Raw genomic sequence first — 20,293 nt, 5'->3', positions numbered from 1 at the left:
GTGGGACATCGCCCCGGCGGGCGCTGCGCGCCGGGGATGCGGATCTTATTTTTGACGGGCGGCGGTGGCGGCCGGGGCGGTGAGTTTCCATGCCGCCAGCAGGGTCCCGCCCACCAGCAGCGACATGAACAGCGGCTTGCCGCGCGTGCTCAGGTAGGTATAGGCGGAGCGTTCATGTACTTTGCTGCGATGACCGCCCATTCGTTGCTGCAACTCCATGCCGTTGGACGCGTACAGCGAGTCGGCGCGATTGGGCACCGTCGGCTGGTCCTTTTGCTGCTGCTTGAACATAAACAGGTTCATGAACTTGTCCATCGCGCGCGGCGCGACCTTGCTCTGCATCGAAATCAGTTTCGAGGCGCCGCCGACATAGATGTCGCGCTGCATGTTCTCGGCCGCGTACAGGATGGCGTCGGCCACCAGCTCGGGTGCGTACAGCGGCGCCGGCAGCTCGGGTTCTTTCTCCATGTAGTTGCGGGCGTGGCCGGTGAACAGGGTGTCGATGCCGGCCGGTTTGACCAGCGTGACCGAGATGGGCACGTTGTCCTTTTCGATTTCCATGCGCAGCGAGTCGGTGAAGCCTTTAACCGCATGCTTGGAGGCCGAGTACATGCCTTGCAGCGGCGCCGCGCGGTCGGACAATTCGCTGCCCAGATTGATGATCGCGCCGCCGGTGTTGCGCATCAGCTCCAGCGCCACCAGCGAGCCGTGCACCACGCCCCAGAAGTTGGTCTGGAACAGTTTTTCCTGATCGGCCAGCGGCACGTCCTGGGTGCGTCCGAAGATGGACACGCCGGCGTTGTTGACCCAGGTATCGATACGGCCGTAACGCTGGATCGCGGCGCGGCCCAAGGCGGCCACTTCGTTCTGCGCGCCGACGTCGGTGGGCACGGCCAGCGCCTCGCTGCCGGCGGCGCGCAGTTCGGCCACCAAGGTGTCGAGCGCGGCGTGGTCGCGCGCGGCCAGCACCAGGCTGGCGCCCTTGCGCGCTGCGGCGCGGGCGGTGGTCAGGCCGATGCCGCTGGTGGCGCCGGTGATGACCATGACTTGGGTGTGTAGCGGTTTCAATCGTGTTGGCATAGTGTTCTCCGAAGAAAGTAGGATGGATAAAGGCCGTGGTGGCCTTTAAATTTTCAGTGCGTCGCTCGCGGCAGACCAAGGCATGTCGCGATTGCTGCGTGCGCCGCTTTCTGTGGCGCTGACGGCGATCAGGCCGACGTCGATGGCCGGATCGAACAAGGTCAACGCGCGCTGCAACGCCGCCGTCAAGCGCATGCCGCCGGCGAGCCAGCCGTGCACCGTGTGCGCCAGCAGGTGACGCACGATGTGTTCGCCGATGCCGGTGACGGCCACCGCGCCTGCCGGGCCGGCATAAAAGCCGGCGCCGATAATGGGCGTGTCGCCGACGCGGCCGAGCAGGGCCGGCGCGCAACCGCCGGTCGACGCGGCCACGGCGAAGTTGCCGGCGGCGTCGCGCACCACCGCGCCGACGGTGTCGCAGGCCTGGCCCGGGGCGAGCGCCAGCGGCACCGGATAGTTCCAGTGTTGCGCGAAGCTGGCGTTGTCTTCGCCGGGAACCAAGCGCTTGCCTTGTTGCAGGTCGTCAAGCATCGCGCTGTGTTTGCGCAGCGCCTGCGTGGTGGTCGGATCGTGGTCGGCGGCGCCGATGTGGCGGGCGAAGCGCAGCGCGCCTTCGCCGCACAGCAGCCAGTGTGGCGTGTCCGACACCGCTTGCGCCACTTCCACCGGATGGCGCACGCGGCGCAGGCCGGCCACGGCGCCAAGGCGCCCCAGGCTGTCCATGACGGAGGCGTCCATTTCAATGGTGACGCCATCCATGCGCAGCACCGAACCGGTGCCGGCGTTGAATCGGGGATCGTCCTCCAGCACGCGCACGGCGGCCACGGCCGCTTGCAGCGCGTCGGCGCCGTCGCGCAAGCGCTGCAGGCCGGCGTTCGACGCCTCCTCGCAGCCATCCTGGTCTTGGATATCGGCGCCGGCGCCGCCGTGCGCTACAACAACCGGCGCTTGCCGGGATAATATCGGGTTCAAAATAGCTGCTTTCATCGGGAGTCAATGCTGGGGAATCGGAACTGTCATGATGCGCGCAGTGGTCGGCGCGCGATGTAGGCGTTCGTCGAAGGGTGGGGTAGGAATTCGACGTATGATGATGAGTGCGCTAAACCAGCGCTACCGTGCGGTGACACACAGTCGGGTTCCGGTGCGCTGGCTAGAGTAGGGGCTACCCACTTCAGGAAACCCCATGGACGATCATCTGACTGTCGCGCCGCCCGCTGCGGCCATCACCACCTATCCCGTCAACCTGCGCATCAACGGCGTGCCCCACCGCTTCGAGGTCGAAGCCTGGGTGACCTTGCTGGACCTGCTGCGCGAGCGAGCGGGTTTGACCGGAAGCAAGAAAGGCTGCGACCAGGGCCAGTGCGGCGCGTGTACCGTGCTGGTCGGCGGCAAACGCATCAATTCCTGCCTGACATTAGCGGTGATGCAAAACGGCAAGGACGTGACGACGGTCGAGGGTTTGGCCGATGGCGCCCAACTGCATCCTTTGCAGCAGGCGTTTATCGAGCACGATGCCTTCCAGTGCGGCTATTGCACGCCGGGTCAGTTGTGTTCGGCCGTGGGATTGATGAACGAAGGCCAGGCGCAGACCGTCGCCGAGGTGCGCGAGCTGATGAGCGGCAACGTCTGCCGCTGCGGCGCTTATCCGGGCATCGTTGCCGCTGTGACCGAGGTCCTGGGGCTGCCCGAGCGCAAGGACAATCCGGACCGTCCGTATCTGCCGGGGACGGTGCCGGCATGAATCCCATCACCTACCTCGAGGCCGGCGACGTGACCGGCGCGCTGTATCACAGCGAGCAACCGGGCCGGGCATTCATCGCCGGCGGCACCAATTTGATCGACCTGATGAAAGAACAGGTGATGCGCCCCCACGCGCTGGTCGACATCAACAGCCTGGCGTTGGCCGAGATCACGCCGAGCGCGTCGGGCGGCTTGCTGCTGGGCGCGACCGCCCGCAATGCCGACACCGCCTATCATCCGCTGGTGCGCGGCGGCTACCCGCTGCTGACGGCGGCGATTCTGGCTGGCGCCTCGCCGCAAATCCGCAACATGGCCAGCAATGGCGGCAATCTGTTGCAGCGCACCCGCTGCCACTATTTCTACGACATCGGCACGGCGTGCAACAAACGGGACCCTGGCAGCGGCTGTGCGGCCATCGGCGGCCTGACGCGCCAGCACGCCATCCTCGGCGCCAGCGCGCACTGCATCGCCACCCATCCGTCGGACATGTGCGTGGCGCTGGCCGCGCTCGAGGCGGTGGTGCATGTGGAATCCGCCAGCGGCGCGCGGCAGATCGCCTTTGCCGATTTCCACCGCTTGCCCGGCGACCATCCGGAACAGGACACCACCCTGGCGCCGGGCGAATTGATCACTCATATAGAACTGCCGCCGGCCGAACAATTCGCGGCCCACTCGGCCTACCTGAAATTCCGCGACCGCGCCTCGTACGCCTTCGCGCTGGTGTCGGTGGCGGCCATGCTCGACGTCGGCGAGGACGGCGTGGTGCGCGACGCCCGCCTGGCGCTGGGCAGCGTGGCCCACAAGCCGTGGCGATCGCCGCTTGCCGAGGCGGCGCTGGTAGGCCGCCCTGCCGGCGCGGAAACGTTCGCGCACGCGGCCGAGCTGCTGCTGACCGGCGCCCAGGGGCATGGCGAGAACGACTTCAAGATCACGATGGCGCGCCGCGCCGTGATCCGCGCGCTCGAGCAGGCGCTCGAAGGCACGCATGACAATTCCCATGAATTCGCCGGCAAGGAGCCACTGTGACCGATCTGATTCAAGCATTGCGCACGCCCGTTGCCGACCAGGGCACCGGCGACGTCAACATCGGCATGGCCGTCTCCCGTGTGGACGGCCGCGACAAGGTCACCGGCCAGGCGCGCTACGCGGCCGAGCACTGGCCGGACGCCGGCGCCGAGCCGCTGCTGTACGGCGTGGTCGTCAGCGGCAGCGTCGCCAAGGGCCGCATCACCGCGATCCGTGCCGCCGCCGCGCTGGCCGTGCCGGGCGTGGTGGACGTGATCACGCACGAGAACCGCCCGCGCATCCGTTCCTTCGACATCTTCTATAAAGACATGACGGCGCCGGGAGGTTCGCCTTTCCGTCCGCTGTACGACGACAAGGTGCTCTACAGCGGCCAGCCGCTGGCGCTGGTGGTGGCCGACACGTTCGAGGCCGCGCGCTACGCCGCCGCGCTGGTGGAGATCGACTACGACGTCGAACCGCACGAGACCTATCTGCTGCAGCATCGCGGCCGCGCCTACACGCCCAGCCGCCTGAAGGCCGGCTACACGCCGCCGCCCGATACCAAAGGCCACCCGGACGATCGCTGGGACAACGCCGCCTTCCGCATCGAAGGCGAGTACTACAGCGGCGTCGAGCACCATAATCCGCTGGAGATGTTCGCCTCGACCGTGATACGCGGCGAAGACGGCCACCTGACCATCTACGACAAAACGCAAAGCTCGCAGAACAGCCGCTGGTATGTGTCGCACGTGTTCGGCCTGTCGAAGGACAAGGTCACGGTGCGCAATCCGTACGTGGGCGGCGCTTTCGGCTCCGGCCTGCGGCCGCAATATCAGCTGCCGCTGGCGGTGATGGCCGCGCTCAAACTGGAGCGCTCGGTGCGGGTGGTGCTGACGCGCCAGCAGATGTTCAGCTTTGGCCACCGGCCGGAAACCCAGCAGCGCGTCCGGCTGGCGGCCGAACCCGATGGCAAGTTGACCGCCATCATCCACGAAGCGGTTGCGGAAACCTCGCGCATCGAGGATTACGTCGAGGTGGTGGTCAACTGGTCGGGCGAGCTGTATGCCTGCGAGCATATCCGGCTTGGCTACAAGCTGGTCGACCTCGACCATGCTACGCCGATCGACATGCGGGCGCCGGGCGCCGCCCACGGCGTGCACGCGCTGGAAGTGGCGATGGACGAGCTGTCGTACGCGCTGAAGATGGATCCGCTGGCGCTGCGGCTGAAAAACTACGCCGAGGTCGATCCCACCCACGGCTTGCCATATTCGACCAAGGAGCTGCGCGCCTGCTACGAGCAGGGTGCCGCCCGCTTCGGCTGGGACAAGCGCCCGCTGGAGCCGGGCACGATGCGCGAAGGGCGCGAGCTGATCGGCTGGGGCATGGCCACCGGCATGTGGGACGCGATGCAGATGTTCGCCCGCGCCAGCGCCGTGCTGCATGCGGACGGCAACCTGGTGGTGAGCAGCGCGGCCACCGACATCGGCACCGGCACGTACACGGCGATGAGCATCATCGCCGCCGACGCCATGGGCCTGCCGCTCGAACGCGTGCGCTTCCAGCTGGGCGACTCGACCTTGCCGGTCGCGCCGATCGAAGGCGGCTCGTCGCATGTGGCCACCGTCGGCTCGGCGGTCGACGGCGTCTGCGACAAGCTCAAGGAGCGGCTGTTCAAGATGGCCCGCAAGATGGACGGTTCGCCGCTGGCCAAGGCGCGGCTGGCGGACGTCGAATTCGCCGCCGGCGGCGTGCGTTTGATCGCTCGGCCGGAGGTCGCGGTTTCGCTGACCGACATCATGGCCGCCAGCGGCGAGGCGCGCATCGAAGAGAAGTACATGATGCTGCCCAATATGCTCAAGCAGATGAAGTACCAGCGCGCCACCCACTCGGCGGTGTTCGTCGAAGTGCGGGTCGATCCGGAGTTCGGCACGGTGCGCGTGACGCGGGTGGTCAGCGCGGTGGCGGCAGGGCGTATCATCAACGCCAAGACGGCGCGCAGCCAGATCATTGGCGGCGTGGTGTGGGGCATCGGCCAGGCATTACACGAGGAAACCTTCTGCGACCATCACGAGGGGCGTTTCATGAACCACAACCTGAGCGAATACCATGTGTCGGTCAATGCCGACATCCACGATATCGACGTCATCTTCGTGCGCGAGGACGACCGCATCGTGAGCAAGATCGGCGCCAAGGGCGTCGGCGAAATCGGCCAGGTGGGGGTGGCGGCGGCCATCAGCAACGCCATTTACCACGCCACCGGGCGGCGCCTGCGCAGTACGCCGATGACGCCGAACAAGGTTATGCTGCCGTAAACTGGAGAATGCGATGCCAATAAAAACCGTGGACGGTTACGAGATCGACTACACGGCCGAGCCGTTGGAGGGGTGCGACGATTGGGGCGCGTATGTGGCGATCTTCGCGCCGTCGGACAACCCGATGCATATGAATAACATCGTGCCCAAGAAGCGGGTGGCGGCCGACGTCGCACTGGGCAGCGAGGCGCTGGCCGAGCAGGAGGCCGAGAAAGCCGCCATGGAAATCCTGCGGCAACTGCAGCCGGCGCAGACGTAGCCCCGGCGGGCATACCTGGCGTCGATTTAATCTTCAATCGTGGAGTGATCTATGAATATGTTGTCGTCCGGGGACCTCGTCAAGCCCAAGCTCGGCGGCCCGGAAATGATCGTGGTCGGCGTCGCGGATTTCCATCGCGACCGGCCGGAGGCGTTGTCGGTGTTTTGCGTGTGGGATGAAAACCATTTCTTGCATGAGGAAGTGTTTCAAACCCAGCACTTGGCGTTGATACGCAAGGAGCGCCGGCGCGCGATGCGCCGCTCCGACCTTGAATATCGCGACTGCGCAGCGAGCCAGCCGACCGGCGGCATCGAGTTGCAGGATGTGTCGCTGTCGCTGGACGGACAGCGCGTGACGTTCTATGTGCAGCTGTCGACCATGGCGCGCAAGTTCGCGCTGATCTCGGCCGGCGCGCTGACCGCGTCGTTTCCCGAGACCGGGGGCGGGGCGCTGGCCGCGTTCGAGGCTAACCGTTCGCTGATCAAACTGGCCTGCCAGCGGAAAATCCGCACCTATCCGGGTTTTCCGGTGCTGATTTTGCACGCGGCCGACTTCGAGTAGACGTCCACTGGACTCGTGCACGTAGAGCTGCTTGGGATTTTTCTTTGTCGCCTTGGTGAATATCATAATTGCCGAACCCGGCTTCCCCGCAGACAATATGGGAAAAGGGAGACGGCATGTTAACAAATTTAAAAAAACGGGTGGGCAATGGTGTCGTCATCGGCGCCTTGCTACTGGCCAGCCACGCCCTGGCGGCGGTTACGGTCGGCGCCGACAACGCGAATTTGCAGTACACGGGACGGATCGACCAGCGCGCCGCCGCCGCGCCCATCATTTCGTGGCCCGGCACCAATATCGAGGGCAACTTCACCGGCCCCACGCTGGCCCTCAAACTCGACGACCAACTCGGCAAGAATTTTTTCGACGTCTACATCGACGGCGACCTGACGCGGCCGGTGCTGGTGCAAGCGGATAAGGGAAGTAAAACCTATCCCGTCGCCGACAAGCTGGCGCCAGGTCCGCACAGTTTTTTGATCACCAAGCGCTCCGAGGGCGAGGAGGGCGCCACCGTCTTCCAGGGCCTGGAGCTGGCCGACGGCGGCCAATTGCTGGCGCCGCCGCCGCGCAAACAACGGCGCATCGAGTTCTTTGGCGATTCCATCTCCAGCGGCATGGGCAACGAGTCGCCCGCCGACGGTCCCGACCATCTGGTCAAGGACAAGAACAGTTTCATGTCCTACGCGTCGATCACCGCGCGCGCGCTGGACGCCGAGCTGCATCTGATCTCGCAAAGCGGCATCGGCGTGATGATCAGCTGGTTCCCGTTCACGATGCCGGATTTCTACGACCAGCTGAACGCGGTCGGCAACAACGATAGCGTGTGGGACTTCAAGCAGTGGACGCCGGACGTCGTCGTCATCAACCTGTTCCAGAACGACAGCTGGCTGGTCGACCGCGAGAAGCGCCTGACGCCGGTGCCGAACGATGCCGAGCGCGTGGCCGCGTACCGGAAATTCGTTGAGACGATACGTTTCAAGTATCCCAACGCTTACCTGATCTGCGCGCTGGGCAGCATGGATGCGGTCCGGCCCGGTTCAAAATGGCCGGGATATGTGCGCAAGGCCGTCGATCAGATGCGCGACGAAAACAAGGACGCCCGCATCGATACCGTGGTGCTGCCGTACACAGGCTTCAACGGACACCCGCGCATCCCGCAACACCAGGCCAATGCCGCGCTGCTCACTGCGGTGATCCGGGCAAAAATGAACTGGTAAGCCAAACGCCCGAGGCGCAATAGCCTTCGCCTTGGGAAGGCGCGTAGTCTTAAACAGCATGACTTTCTAAAGTGACATCGACACGCGCCGGATAGCGCATATGCGAGCCCTAAAAACTTATTAATAACGTCCGGGCACTATTCGTTTCGTCGACGTCCCCACACCATCATGGTCTGGAGCGTCTCGGCAACGAATAGGAGATGGTCATTGTTTAATCGCAGGAGCGGCTGCCGGCTGGTGCCCGGCCCATGGATCATATTGACCGGCGCGGTGTTGTCAGGCTGCGCCACGCAGGCGCCGCACGCGCCAAAGCAGTTGGCGACGCCGGGCGCCTGGTCTGTCGCCGCCGATGATAAGGTCGCCCTCGCGCCAGCGGATCCGGCTTGGTGGACGCGGCTAAATGACCACGCCATCGACACGCTGGCGCCGGCTGCGCTGGCCGACAATCCCACCCTGGCGCAGGCCTTGGCGCGGGTGGACGAAGCCGATGCCAATCTCGGCACCAAGGCCGCCCAGCGGCTGCCGGCGCTACAGGCCAGCCTGGGCACCAGCCGCGCCCGCGTCGTCGACGACGGGCAAGCCAGCTACGCCACCGGCGCTTCGCTGGGGCTGTCGCTGAGCTGGGAGGCCGACCTGTTCGGCCGCGTGCGCAGTGCCATCGACGGTGCGCGCCACCGGCTCGACGCCCGTAACGCCGACGCCGACGCCGCCCGCCTGTCGCTGGCGGCGCGCGTGGCCGATACCGTGCTGGCGCTGCGCGGCTGCCGTTTTTCGCACGCTGTGCTGAGCGACGACATTGCCTCGCGCCAGGTCACGCTGGAGCTGACCCGGCGCAAGCTGTCGGTCGGCGCGGCGCCCGCCGTGGACGAAGCCCGCGCCCGTTCCGGACTGGCCGCCGCCCGCACCACCTTGGCCACCCGCCAGCAGCAGTGCAGCGGCCACTTCAATACCCTGGTCGCGCTGAGCGGACGTGATGCCGCCAGCGTCGGCGCGCTGATGGAGGCGCCGGTGGCGGCCAACGCCTCGCCGGCCTTGCCGCGCTACGCCGAGTGGCTGATGCCGGCCGCCCCCAAGGTCAAACTGGCGCTGCCGGCCTCCGTGCTGGCGCGGCACCCCAACGTGAGGGCGGCGCAGGCCGAACTGGCCGCTGCCTGGGCCGATATCGCCGTCGCGCGCGCCGAGCGGCTGCCGCGCCTCGACCTCGGCGCCGCCTTGTCCGGCCAATGGCTGCGCGCTGGCCGCCAGGACGGCGCCGGCTGGAGTGTCGGTCCCGCCTTCAGCATGCCGCTGTTCGATGGCGGTCGTGGCGCCGCCGCCGTCTCGGCCGGCCAGGCGCGTTACCACCTGGCGCTGGCGACCCTGCAAGGAGCCGTGCGCGACGCCGCCCGCGACGTCGAAAACGCGCTTGCCGCCATACAGTCCGCCGATGCCCGCCTTGCCACCACCCGCGAAGCGGCGGATGCCGCGCAGGCGGCGCTCGACGCCACCGACGCCATGTGGCGTGCCGGCGCCGCCAGCCTGTTCGTGCTGGAAGACGCGCGGCGCCTGCTGGCGTCGGCCCAGAACGACGCTATTGCCGCAGTGCAGGACAGCGGCCAGGCGTGGATCGCACTGGTGCTCGCCTGCGGCAATTCCTCGATCACCTCCGAAAGTACGTTTAATGAAACTATATGACAGCCGACCCGATCCGGCCGACGCACCGCTATTGCCGTCCGGGCCCGTTGAAGCCAGCGCCGGGCGTCCGGCAGCGCCCCGCCTGGCGCGCAGCACCATCGCTTACGCCGGCGCCATTGCGCTGGGTGTGGCCGCGCTGGGCATCGCCGTCGCCATCCTGGGCCGCGCGCCTGCCGCTGTCGACGCGCCGCCACCGGCCAGTGCGGCCATGACGGTCACCCTGGCGGCGGTCGCGCGCGCCAACTGGGACGCCACGCTCGACGCCTCGGGCGCCATCGAACCATGGCAGGAGGCGGTGCTGGGCGCCCAGGGTTCCGGCCTGCGTCTGCTTGAAGTGCGCGCCAACGTCGGCGACTGCGTGCGACGTGGACAGGTGCTGGCGCGCTTCGACGCCGCCACCTTGCGCGCCGGCCTGGCCGAATTGCAGGCCGGCCTGCTGCGCGCCGAGGCCGAGGCGCGCCAGGCCGCCACCAACGGCCAGCGCATGCAAACGCTCAAGGGCAGCGGCGGCATCAGCGAGCAGGAGCTGTTGCAGTATCAAACCCAGGCCGACACCAGCGCCGCCCAGGTGGCGGTGCTGCGCGCCCAGGTCGAATCGCGCCGTGTGCAGCTCGACTATGCGGAGTTGAAGGCGCCCGACGACGGCATCATCAGTTCCCGCAGCGCGACCGTGGGCGCCGTGGCCGAGAGCGGCGCCGAACTGTTTCGCCTGATCCGTCAGGGCCGCCTTGAATGGCGCGGCGAGCTGACCGCCGCCCAATTGGCGCGCATCGCGCGCGGCCAGCGCGTCGTGCTGCGCCTGCCCGACGGCAGCGCCGCCGGCGCGCGGGTGCGCCAGAGCGCCCCGCGCCTGAACGCCGAGTCACGCATGGCCACCGTCTACGCCGATATCGACGCCGGCAGCCGCGCGCGCGCCGGCATGTACGCGGCCGGCAAAGTGGTGCTGCAACAGCGGCAGGCGCTGATCGTGCCCGCCGCCAGCGTGGTGATCCGCGATGGCCGCAGCTACGTGTTCAAGGTCGGCGCCGACGCTGTCGGGCCATTGGCGGCGGCGCGCGCGGTGCATGTCGAGGTGGGCCGGCGCCAGGGCGACGCGGTCGAACTGCTTGGCAGCGTGGCCGTCGGCGAACGGGTGGTGGTGCAGGGCGCAGGCTTCCTCAAGGACGGCGACACCGTGCGGGTGATTCGTGCCAACGCCAGCGCCGCCGCCGACGCGGCCGCGCCAATGGACAATAAGGGTTGACGATGAACTTTGCCACATGGTCGTTGCGCAATCCGATCCCCGCCATCGTGCTGTTCATCTTGCTGTCGCTGGCCGGCGTGCGCGGCTTCCAGCAACTGTCGATCCAGAACATGCCGGACCTGGATCTGCCGAGGATTAACATCCTGCTCAGCCAGCCCGGCGCGGCGCCGGCCCAGCTGGAAACCGAGGTCGCGCGCAAGGTCGAGGATGCACTGATCAGCCTTCCGGGCTTGAAGCATGTCAGCTCGTCGATCACGGACGGGCAGGTGCATATCAGGGCCGAATTCGTGCTGGAAAAGCCGCTGTCGGACGCGCTGATCCAGACCAAGGACGCGGTCGACCGCATCCGCTCCGATCTGCCGCCTGACCTGGAACAGCCGTCGATCAGCGCCGTCACCACCGGCGACAGCGCCACCTTGACCTACGCGCTGGCATCCGAGCGGCTCGACGAAGAGGCGCTGTCCTGGTTCATCGACGACGAGTTGACCAAGGCGCTGATGGCGGTGCCGGGCGTTGGAAAGGTGACGCGGCTGGGCGGCGTGCAGCGCGAGGTGCGCGTGGAGATCGATCCGGTGCGGCTGGCGGCGCAGGGCTCCACCGTGGCCGACGTCTCGCGCGCCTTGCGCAGCACGCAGCAGGAGTCCTCCGGTGGACGCGGCCAGTTGGGCAACGCCGAGCAATCGGTGCGCACCATCGCGACCGTGCGCCAGGCCGGCGAACTGGCGGCGCTGCCGCTGACGCTCGCCAACGGCCGCCAGTTGCGCCTGGACCAGGTGGCGACCGTGCGCGACACGTCGGCAGAGGCCACGTCGGCCGCGCTGCTCGACGGCAAGCGGGTGTCCGGCTTCGACATTTACCGCTCCAAGGGTTTCGACGAGACCCGCATCGCCGCCGGCGTGGGCCAGGTGCTGCAAGGCCTGCAGCGCAAGGACGCCTCGCTGCGCTTCACGCCGGTTTCGGGCAGCGTCGCCTACACGTTGCAGCAGTACCACGGCTCGATGCAGATGCTGGTCGAGGGCGCGTTGCTGGCGGTGCTGGTGGTATGGTGGTTCCTGCGCGACTGGCGCGCGACGCTGGTGGCTGCGTCCGCACTGCCGCTGTCGGTGCTGCCGGCCTTCGCGGCGATGGCCTGGCTGGGCTACTCGCTTAACACGCTGACGTTGCTGGCGCTGGCCGTCATCGTTGGCATCCTGGTCGACGACGCCATCGTCGAAATTGAGAATATAGAGCGCCACCGGCGCATGGGAAAGCCGATATTGGAAGCGACCGGCGACGCCGTCAACGAGATCGCGCTGGCGGTGATCGCCACCACGATGACCCTGGTGGTGGTGTTCGTGCCGACGACAATGATGGGCGGCGTGCCGGGACTGTTCTTCAAGCAGTTCGGCTGGACGGCGGTGATCGCGGTGCTGGCGTCGTTGCTGGTGGCGCGGCTGCTGACACCCATCATGGCAGCCTGGCTGCTGTCGTCCGGCCACGGCCACCAGCCTGAACACGAGCAGGCGGACGGCCCCTTGATGCGCCGCTACCTGGCGGCGGTGCGCTGGTGCCTGCGCCATCGCGGCGCCACCATGGCGGCCGCCGCGCTGTTCTTCGCCGGTTCGTTGGCGCTGGTGCCGTTGATCCCGACCGGCCTGGTGCCGGCCGCCGATCGCGGCTACACCACCGTCGGCCTGGAACTGCCGCCCGGCACCGCGCTGGCCGACACCCTGGCTGCCGCCGAGCGCGCGCGTGTGGCGCTGCACGGCATCCCCGGCGTGGCGGCGATCTTCGCCAGTGTCGGCGCCGACGGCGGCGCCGGCAAGCCCGCCAGCGGCGGCGTGCGCACCGCCACGCTGACCCTGGCCCTGGGCGAGCGCGGCGAACGCCCGGCCCAGCAGGAGATCGAGGCGACCGTCAGAAAGCGTTTGCAGCAGGTCGCCGGCGTACGCTTCACCGTCGGCGGCGGCCTGGGCAAGAAATTCGAATTGATCCTCGCCAGCGACGACGCCCGGGCGCTGCAAGCGACCGCGCAAGCCTTCGAGCGCGAACTGCGCGGCGTCGGCAGCCTGGCCAATATCGGCTCGACGGCCAGCCTGGAGCGGCCCGAGATCGTCGTGCGCCCGGAGGCGCAGCGCACCGCCGAACTTGGCGTCAGCACGGCTGCCATCGGCGAGACGGTGCGCATCGGCACCGTCGGCGATTTCGATTCCAGGCTGGCCAAGCTCAATCTGGATAACCGGCAGATCGGCATCCGGGTGCAGGTGGCCGAGTCGCTGCGGCGCGACCTCGACGCCATCGGCAGCTTGCGCGTCAACGGCCGCGCCGGCCAGGTGCCGGTCGATAGCGTGGCCACGTTGTCGGTCGAGAGTGGGCCGTCGCAGATCGACCGCTACGACCGCCGCCGCTACGTCACCATCAGCGCGGACCTGGGCGGCATGCCGCTGGGCGAGGCGATGAAGGCGGCGATGGCGCTGCCGGCCGCGCGCGCCATGCCGTCGACCGTGGCGATGATCGAGGAGGGCGACGCCGAGACCGCCAACGAACTGGCGTCGGGCTTCGGCATGGCTTTGATCACCGGCTTGCTGTGCATGTTCTGCGTGCTGGTGCTGCTGTTCCGCGACTTCCTGCAGCCGGTGACGATTTTGTCTGCCATTCCGCTGTCGCTGGGTGGCGCGTTTGTCGCGCTGCTGCTGGCCGGCAGCGAGCTCGATGTGCCGTCGATGATCGGCCTGGTGATGTTGCTGGGGATCGTGACCAAGAATTCGATCTTGCTGGTCGAATACGCGGTGCTGGGCATGCAGGAACGCGGCCTGGACGTGTTGGCGGCCTTGATCGACGCCTGCCATAAGCGTGCGCGCCCGATCATCATGACCACCGTGGCGATGATCGCCGGCATGCTGCCGATCGCGCTGGGCTTGGGCGCGGATGCGAGTTTCCGGCAGCCGATGGCGATCGCGGTGATCGGCGGCTTGTTGACATCGACGTTGTTGTCGTTGTTGGTGGTGCCCGTGGTGTTCAGTTACATCGACGGCCTGCGCCGGCATTTGACCGGCCGGATGAAACACGTGATACGCACTCGCGCCGCCTGAAACGCATTACCGATTTTATTTTTCTTTAGCTTTATCAACCTGAAAGAGAACCACAGCATGAAAAAATCCTCCCTCTCACTCTCCCTGCTGGCACTGGTGCTGTCCGGCGCCGCGCAAGCCCAGGTCGTGGCCCCCGAGCTGGCCGCCAAGGAAGCCTCCCCGGAGCCATCTCACTGGGGCCTGGGCGTGGCCGCCGGCTACACCGCCAGCGCCTACCGCGACTTCGACAATGAGGTCAAAGGCCTGCCGTTGCTGATGTATGAAAACCGCTATCTCAGCTTCTTCGGCACCACGCTCGACGTCAAGCTGCCCTCGGCGGGCCCGGTCTCGTTCCGCCTGCGGGCCAAGTACTCCGGCGACGGTTACGAAGCCAAGGATTCCCCTTACCTGAGCGGCATGGACGAACGCAAGGGCGGCCTGTGGGTCGGTGGCGCGGCGATCTGGCGCAACAGCATCGTCAACGCCTCGGTCGAGGCGCTCACTTCCACCGGCGACGCCGAGGGCAAGCGCGTTAAGCTTGAACTGAGCCGTACCTTCAAATCCGGCGCCCTGGCGGTCACGCCGCGCGTGGCGGCCAACTGGTATGACGAGAAGTATGTCGACTACTATTATGGCGTCAAGGCGACCGAGGTGCGCGCGGGCCGCGCCCAATACGTCGGCAAGTCCTCCACCAACGCCGAAGTCGGCGTGCGCTTCGGCTACGCCGTCACGCCGCGCCACAACGTGTTCGTCGACGTCAGCGCGATGTCGTTGGGCAGCGCCATCAAGGACAGCCCGCTGGTGGAGAAATCGAGCGAGAGCACCGTGCGGTTCGGCTACCTGTACAACTTCTAAGCTAAGGTTTAATTAGCTTCGGGAACACGACGCGGACGCTGAAGCCGCGTCCGTCGAGGCCGGCGCCGGTGACGATGGTGGCCTGGTGCAGGCCGGCGATGGCGGCCACCAGCGACAGGCCGATACCGCTGCCGCGTCCGCTGTTGCCCTCGACGATGCGGTGAAAGCGTTTAAAGATGAGCTCACGCTCGGCCTCGGGCACGCCTGGGCCGTCGTCGGCCACCTCCAGATACACGCGCTGCACGCCGTCGGCCTCGACATGGCCGCAGCCGATGCGCACGCGCCCGCCAACTGGTGCAAAGCGCAGCGCGTTGTCGACCAGGTTGCGCAGCAGGATGGCGATTTCGTCGATGTCGCAGACGACCGGACAGGCGCGGGTGTCGAGCACCAGGCTGCGTCCGGTTTCGGCGGCGTTGAATTCGTATTCGTGCGCCACGTGTTGAATCAGTTCGCTGGCGTCGGTCAGCGTCGCGCGCGCGAGGTTGGCGCCGGCGTCGAGCCGCGCCAGGTCGAGCAGCTGTTCGGCCAGGCGCGTGCTGCGCCTGGCCACCTGCAGCAGCTTGACCAGCGCGGCATCCTTGGCGGCGGCGTCGGCGGCGCCCAGCGCCACTTCGGCCTGGGCCTGCAGCGCCGCCAGCGGCGTGCGCATTTCATGGGCAGCATCGCCGATGAAGCGCCGTTCCGAATCGACCGCCTCGTCCAGCCGCAGCAGCAAATGGTTGAAGGATTCGACCAGCGGGCGCAGCTCGCCCGGCAGTTTGTCGAGCGGCAGCGGCGTCAGATCGAACTTTTGCCGCTTCAACACGAGTCTACCGAAGTTGGCGATGGGCTTGAGCGCGTGGTACAGCGCGTAGTCGATCAAGAAGCCGACCACGGCCAGTACCAGGGTCAGGACGGTCAGCGCGATCAACGCTTCCCGCTGCATTTCCCAATCCACCACGCTTTGCAGGTTGGCCACTTGCACAGAAACGCGGCCGGTGCGGTCGGAAACGGCATATACGCGCCAGCGTTTGCCTTCGATCATGGGGCTGGAAAAGCCTTGCTGGCCGAGCGGACGCAAGGGCGCGGCCGACACGCCCGGCGTGCTGATGAACAGTCTGCCCCTGCCGGTCCATACCTGGAAGCTGAAGTCCTCGTGGGCGGCCCGGTTGTCGAGCGGCAGTTCCAGTCCGGCGCCGAACGGGCCTTTGTCGATTTTGTCCGCTGGAATCGCCATCATCAGCTTATTTGCAAAGGCTTGCATCTTCGCATCCCACACGCTGTGTTTGCTCTGGAAGGTGTACGCCACGAGCGCGCCGCCGCCGACCAGCCAGCATGAGAAAAAGGCCAGCCCCAGCACCGTGCGCACCCGGCTGCGCAACGACATCATGCGTTGGCCTCGCCGATGCTGTAGCCCTGGCCGTGCACAGTGACGATGACCTCGTCGCCGAGTTTGCGCCGCAGCTGGTGGATGAACACGGCGATGGTGTTGCTGCCGATGGCGCTGGCATTGGCGTAGACCACGTCCTCCAGGTGGCTGCGCGTGACGACGTGGCCGGGCCGTTCCATCAGCGCGAGCAGGGTGCGGTATTCGTAGGCGCTCAGCGTCACGCGCTCGCCGGCGCGCGTGACGGTGCGTTTGGCAACATCGACCTCGATGTCGCGGCAAGTCAGCAGCGGCACCACCCGGCCCTGGCTGCGGCGGATGACGGCGCGCACGCGCGCCCACAACTCGCCGAACTCGAAGGGCTTGACCAGGTAGTCATCGGCGCCGGCATCGAGGCCGGCGATGCGTTCGCTCATCTGGCCGCGCGCGGTCAGGATCAGCACGGGCGTGACGTCGTAGTTGCCGCGCATGCTGCCGAGCAGGCTCAGGCCCGATTCGCGCGGCAGGCCGAGGTCGAGCAGCACGACCGAGTACAGGCGGTCCATCAGGGCCAGCCTGGCGGAGGAGACATCGACCGCCCGGTCGATCTGCCAGCCGTTCTGGCGCGCGCCGTCGCAGATGGCTTCAGCCAGCATGGTGTCGTCTTCGACTAGTAAGATTTGCAATTGGATTCCTCGTGGAAGGCGGCGCCGTGAGCGGCGGCGGTTGGCATCATAGAGGGCGCGGATTAATCAAATTTTAATGCCTGATGATGTTGCTAGGATACATTATTGGCGTTGCGCACAGGCCGTATATCAAAGTTATCAGTTCCCATGAATAATTTATATACGGACCGGCTTTGGGCTGCGTGTCAAAACAATACTGGATATACTGCGCCGTGATAACTGCCGGGCTATGCCCTGGCAGCGGCTCGTTCCATCCTTTTGTCCGGTATTTTTTGGGAGTTCCACGCACTATGACCAGTTTTATTTCGAGGCTACACAAGCAAACGCGGGGCTTCCCGACCATCGGTTTGCTGGCGCTGGCGGTGAGCGCGGCGGCCAGCGCCGCGACCACCAGCCTGAATCAGTCGTGGGAGTTCCACCGCGACGACGCCAAGGTCGCCGACACGGTCGACAAGGTGCCGGCTAACGGCTGGACCAGGGTCGATCTGCCGCACACCGCCCGCCTCGAAGCGAAGATTCCGGTCAACGCCTGGCAGGGCAGCGCCTATTACAAGAAAACGTTCGACGCCAATGTCGCTCCCGGCGAGCAGGCCGTGTTGCGCTTCGAGGGCGCGATGAACGTGGCCGATGTCTGGATCAACGGCAAACACTTGGGCACGCACCTGGGCGGCTATCTGCCGTTCTCGTATGACATCACGTCGCACTTGAAAGCGGGCGGCGCCAACGAGCTGGTGGTGCGGATCAATAACGAAGACAACGCCATCACCGGCCCGAAACCGTTGAAGGACCTCGATTACATTCAGTACGGCGGCATTTATCGCGACGTCACGTTGAGCATCAAGCCGGCGGTGCACATCAGCGACGAGATGCTGTCCAACACCGAGGCGGGCGGCGGCGTTTTCATCACCTATCCGCAGGTCGATGAAAAAGCCGCGGTGGTGCGTGTCAAGGCCGAGGTGTGCAACACCGCCGGCGAAGCGCGTACCGCGCAACTGAGCCAGCGCCTGTTGTTCAAGAACGCCCGCGTCGCCGATGGTGCGGAAAGCATCGAGCTGGCCGCCGGCGAGTGCCGCCACGTCACGCGCGACCTGAAGGTCGATCGCCCGCAGTTGTGGTCGCCCAAATCGCCTAATTTGTATGCGCTGCAGACCACCGTGTCCAGCAAGGGCGCGCAGGATGTGGTCACCACGCGCGCCGGCATCCGTCGTATCGCGCTTGAAAAGGGCAAGCTGCTGATCAACGGTGAACAGGCCTTCCTGCGCGGCGTGAACCGCCATCAGGAATTCCCGTATGTCGGCTACGCGTCGTCGCCGCAGGCCGATTACCGCGACGCGTTGCTGATCAAGCGCGCCGGCTTCGATTACGTGCGCCTGTCGCACTACCCGCATTCGCCGGCCTTCATGGCCGCCGCCGACGAACTCGGGCTGATGGTGTTGCCGGGTATTCCCGGCTGGCAGTACTTCAATCCGGATCCGGCGTTTGCCACGCAGGTGGTCAAAACCTGTAGCGACATGGTGCGCCGCGACCGCAATCATCCAAGCGTGTTGGCGTGGGAATGCTCGCTGAATGAAACGGAGATGCCCGATCAACTGATCGAGAAACTGCACAAGACCGTGCACCAGGAATATCCGGGCGACCAGGCGTATTCCGCCGGTTGGGTGCCGCAGACTTACGATGTCTATCTGCAGGCGCGCCAGCACCGTCTGGACCAAAAGAAGCCGTTGCCGAACAAGGCGCTGATCGTGTCCGAATACGGCGACTGGGAGTACTACGCGATGAACGCGGGCTTCAATCAGACGGCGTGGGGCGACCTGAAGGAGGCCGACCGCAGTAGCCGCCAGTTGATCACCGATGGCGAGAAGCGCCTGCTGCAACAGGCCAAGAACCTGGCCGAGTCGCACGACGACAACTTCAAGACCGGCGCCGTGGCCGACGGCTATTGGGTGATGTTCGATTATGGACGCGGTTACGCGCCGGACCTGGAGTCCTCCGGCGTGATGAGCATCGACCGCGTGCCGAAGTTCTCGGCCGAGTTCTTCCGCTCGCAGCGCAGCGCGTCGGAACAATCGGCGGCGTGGGGCGGCGGGCCGATGGTCTTCATCGCCAGCCACTGGACCAAGGATTCGCTGCCGCAGGTGCGGGTGTTCAGCAATGCCGACGAGGTCGAGCTGTTCTTGAACGGCAAGAGCCTCGGGCGTGCTAAGAGCGGTCCGTCGAAGACGCATCCGAACCTGGCGCATCCGCCGCTGGAATTCGACGCCGGCCAGTTCCAGGCTGGCACGCTCAAGGCGGTGGCTTATCTGAAAGGCCGCAAGGTCGCCGAGCATGTCGTGCGGACGCCGGCCGAGCCGGTCAAGCTGGGCGTGGCGGTGGACGACCTGGACGTGAAATCGACCGATGGCGATCTGGTGTTCATTCGCGCCAAACTGCTCGACGTCAACGGCACCGTGGTGCCGCAGAGCGGCAAGCAGGTGACCTTTGCAGCGGCCGACGGATACGAGATTGTCGGCCCGGGCACCGTCAGCACCGAAGCCGGCATCGCCAGCGTGCTGGTGCGCGTGAAGGGTGGCAAAGGCGCGATCAAGGCGGAAGCGGGAGCGCTGCGCGGCCGTTTGTAAGCGGGAGAAACGTCGACGCTGAGTCATGGATTAGCGATTGACAACAAGTCCGCCCTTCGGGGCGGGCTACTGGGCGCCACATCTAAGCGATTGATGTCAGGAACGCATCGGCGATAGGGTAGACGGTGGAAAAGTCATACCGACGCCCAAATTTCGGGGTCCAGTAGCGGCCATGCGCAAGCCAATTGCGATAGTTGAAAGCACCAATCAGCTCGCCGACCAAGAGCTTCGATACGTTCGAATTGCTTTTCTCTCTGTTATGGGCTCGCCTCAAGTAGTCGGTGCGTACGGCGGCTTCCACACAGGAAAGCGCTGAAAGGGCACTGTTGTGATCGATCTCGGTTAGTACGTTCGAGCGCACCTCATCCACAGACAGCCCAATGTAGCCTGCATCGCCGCTGTCACTGCGGAATAATGTCGCGCAACATCGGGCAGTGTCAGTGCCTGATGGGACAGGCTGACTTTACCCACCACGCACGACCTTCATCAATATATCCAAAAAGATCTCCCGCGTCAGCTCAATGTAAGCCGATGCCGGCGGGGTCGGCATAATTTTCCACACCAGATCAGGCAAAGGCGCCGGACAAATAAAAAGGCCGATGCGGACGTTGTGCAACGTCGGCATCGGCCTTGGGTCCTGGTCGCGGCCGG

The 20,293-nt window shown here is 66.1% G+C and carries 16 protein-coding genes; 11 read left to right on the top strand and 5 right to left on the bottom strand.

The annotated features are described in order from the left end of the window. Positions 1-45 precede the first annotated feature (45 nt). A complete protein-coding gene (locus ACZ0BA_RS12305) occupies positions 46-1,080 on the bottom strand; it encodes an SDR family oxidoreductase (protein ID WP_463451561.1) in 1,035 nt (344 codons plus the stop codon). A 45-nt stretch (positions 1,081-1,125) separates the two neighbouring features. Continuing rightward, on the bottom strand, positions 1,126-2,067 hold the full coding sequence (locus tag ACZ0BA_RS12300; RefSeq protein ID WP_463451560.1) for an isoaspartyl peptidase/L-asparaginase: 942 nt from the start codon (positions 2,065-2,067) through the stop codon (positions 1,126-1,128). A 196-nt stretch (positions 2,068-2,263) separates the two neighbouring features. Here ACZ0BA_RS12300 and ACZ0BA_RS12295 point away from each other — a divergent pair, with 196 nt between their 5' ends. From ACZ0BA_RS12295 to ACZ0BA_RS12250, 10 genes are all read left to right on the top strand, one after another. Further along, positions 2,264-2,821, top strand: a complete 558-nt coding sequence (locus ACZ0BA_RS12295; protein ID WP_463451559.1) for a (2Fe-2S)-binding protein — start codon at positions 2,264-2,266, stop codon at positions 2,819-2,821. Further along, entirely contained in the window at positions 2,818-3,846 is a 1,029-nt protein-coding gene (locus ACZ0BA_RS12290) for an FAD binding domain-containing protein (RefSeq protein WP_463451558.1), read from the top strand. The genes ACZ0BA_RS12295 and ACZ0BA_RS12290 overlap by 4 nt, the downstream gene beginning before the upstream one ends. A 65-nt stretch (positions 3,847-3,911) precedes the next feature. Continuing rightward, complete coding sequence (locus ACZ0BA_RS12285) at positions 3,912-6,137, top strand: xanthine dehydrogenase family protein molybdopterin-binding subunit (RefSeq protein WP_463454746.1); 2,226 nt, start codon at positions 3,912-3,914, stop codon at positions 6,135-6,137. A 13-nt stretch (positions 6,138-6,150) separates the two neighbouring features. Further along, entirely contained in the window at positions 6,151-6,396 is a 246-nt protein-coding gene (locus ACZ0BA_RS12280) for a hypothetical protein (protein ID WP_463451557.1), read from the top strand. Positions 6,397-6,447: 51 nt separating this feature from the next. After that, on the top strand, positions 6,448-6,957 hold the full coding sequence (locus tag ACZ0BA_RS12275) for a hypothetical protein (protein WP_463451556.1): 510 nt from the start codon (positions 6,448-6,450) through the stop codon (positions 6,955-6,957). Between the two features lie 116 nt (positions 6,958-7,073). Continuing rightward, positions 7,074-8,171 carry an SGNH/GDSL hydrolase family protein gene (locus ACZ0BA_RS12270; RefSeq protein WP_463451555.1) on the top strand — a complete coding sequence of 366 codons (1,098 nt, stop codon included), beginning with the start codon at positions 7,074-7,076 and terminating at the stop codon, positions 8,169-8,171. Positions 8,172-8,378: 207 nt separating this feature from the next. After that, entirely contained in the window at positions 8,379-9,845 is a 1,467-nt protein-coding gene (locus ACZ0BA_RS12265; RefSeq protein WP_463451554.1) for an efflux transporter outer membrane subunit, read from the top strand. Then, positions 9,832-11,088, top strand: coding sequence for an efflux RND transporter periplasmic adaptor subunit (locus ACZ0BA_RS12260; protein ID WP_463451553.1), 1,257 nt, complete (start codon positions 9,832-9,834; stop codon positions 11,086-11,088). Before ACZ0BA_RS12265 ends, ACZ0BA_RS12260 begins: the two co-directional genes overlap by 14 nt. Before the next feature lie 2 nt (positions 11,089-11,090). Beyond that, positions 11,091-14,159 carry an efflux RND transporter permease subunit gene (locus ACZ0BA_RS12255; RefSeq protein WP_463451552.1) on the top strand — a complete coding sequence of 1,023 codons (3,069 nt, stop codon included), beginning with the start codon at positions 11,091-11,093 and terminating at the stop codon, positions 14,157-14,159. A 57-nt stretch (positions 14,160-14,216) separates the two neighbouring features. Further along, positions 14,217-14,993 (top strand): MipA/OmpV family protein, encoded by a 777-nt coding sequence (locus tag ACZ0BA_RS12250; RefSeq protein WP_463451551.1) that lies wholly within the window; start codon positions 14,217-14,219, stop codon positions 14,991-14,993. A gap of 1 nt (position 14,994) precedes the next feature. Here the strand turns inward: ACZ0BA_RS12250 and ACZ0BA_RS12245 are convergent, their stop codons facing one another. After that, on the bottom strand, positions 14,995-16,362 hold the full coding sequence (locus tag ACZ0BA_RS12245) for a sensor histidine kinase (protein ID WP_463451550.1): 1,368 nt from the start codon (positions 16,360-16,362) through the stop codon (positions 14,995-14,997). Further along, a complete protein-coding gene (locus tag ACZ0BA_RS12240; RefSeq protein WP_463451549.1) occupies positions 16,359-17,024 on the bottom strand; it encodes a response regulator in 666 nt (221 codons plus the stop codon). Before ACZ0BA_RS12240 ends, ACZ0BA_RS12245 begins: the two co-directional genes overlap by 4 nt. Before the next feature lie 290 nt (positions 17,025-17,314). Here ACZ0BA_RS12240 and ACZ0BA_RS12235 point away from each other — a divergent pair, with 290 nt between their 5' ends. Then, positions 17,315-19,642 carry a glycoside hydrolase family 2 protein gene (locus ACZ0BA_RS12235; RefSeq protein WP_463451548.1) on the top strand — a complete coding sequence of 776 codons (2,328 nt, stop codon included), beginning with the start codon at positions 17,315-17,317 and terminating at the stop codon, positions 19,640-19,642. A 463-nt stretch (positions 19,643-20,105) separates the two neighbouring features. Here the strand turns inward: ACZ0BA_RS12235 and ACZ0BA_RS12230 are convergent, their stop codons facing one another. Beyond that, entirely contained in the window at positions 20,106-20,267 is a 162-nt protein-coding gene (locus ACZ0BA_RS12230) for a hypothetical protein (protein ID WP_463451547.1), read from the bottom strand. Positions 20,268-20,293: the final 26 nt, after the last annotated feature.

It is taken from the genome of Duganella sp. AC917 (genome assembly GCF_979258245.1).
Note: the sequence above shows the minus strand (reverse complement) of the source record. Positions and strands in the feature narration are given on the sequence as shown.

Excerpts from the sequence above, each read along its gene's own strand:
- ACZ0BA_RS12305 (WP_463451561.1), bottom strand. The coding sequence starts at position 1,080 with ATGCCAACACGATTGAAACCGCTACACACCCAAGTCATGGTCATCACC.
- ACZ0BA_RS12300 (WP_463451560.1), bottom strand. The coding sequence starts at position 2,067 with ATGAAAGCAGCTATTTTGAACCCGATATTATCCCGGCAAGCGCCGGTT.
- ACZ0BA_RS12295 (WP_463451559.1), top strand. The coding sequence starts at position 2,264 with ATGGACGATCATCTGACTGTCGCGCCGCCCGCTGCGGCCATCACCACC.
- ACZ0BA_RS12290 (WP_463451558.1), top strand. The coding sequence starts at position 2,818 with ATGAATCCCATCACCTACCTCGAGGCCGGCGACGTGACCGGCGCGCTG.
- ACZ0BA_RS12285 (WP_463454746.1), top strand. The coding sequence starts at position 3,912 with ATGGCCGTCTCCCGTGTGGACGGCCGCGACAAGGTCACCGGCCAGGCG.
- ACZ0BA_RS12280 (WP_463451557.1), top strand. The coding sequence starts at position 6,151 with ATGCCAATAAAAACCGTGGACGGTTACGAGATCGACTACACGGCCGAG.
- ACZ0BA_RS12275 (WP_463451556.1), top strand. The coding sequence starts at position 6,448 with ATGAATATGTTGTCGTCCGGGGACCTCGTCAAGCCCAAGCTCGGCGGC.
- ACZ0BA_RS12270 (WP_463451555.1), top strand. The coding sequence starts at position 7,074 with ATGTTAACAAATTTAAAAAAACGGGTGGGCAATGGTGTCGTCATCGGC.
- ACZ0BA_RS12260 (WP_463451553.1), top strand. The coding sequence starts at position 9,832 with ATGAAACTATATGACAGCCGACCCGATCCGGCCGACGCACCGCTATTG.
- ACZ0BA_RS12255 (WP_463451552.1), top strand. The coding sequence starts at position 11,091 with ATGAACTTTGCCACATGGTCGTTGCGCAATCCGATCCCCGCCATCGTG.
- ACZ0BA_RS12250 (WP_463451551.1), top strand. The coding sequence starts at position 14,217 with ATGAAAAAATCCTCCCTCTCACTCTCCCTGCTGGCACTGGTGCTGTCC.
- ACZ0BA_RS12245 (WP_463451550.1), bottom strand. The coding sequence starts at position 16,362 with ATGATGTCGTTGCGCAGCCGGGTGCGCACGGTGCTGGGGCTGGCCTTT.
- ACZ0BA_RS12235 (WP_463451548.1), top strand. The coding sequence starts at position 17,315 with ATGACCAGTTTTATTTCGAGGCTACACAAGCAAACGCGGGGCTTCCCG.
- ACZ0BA_RS12230 (WP_463451547.1), bottom strand. The coding sequence starts at position 20,267 with ATGCCGACGTTGCACAACGTCCGCATCGGCCTTTTTATTTGTCCGGCG.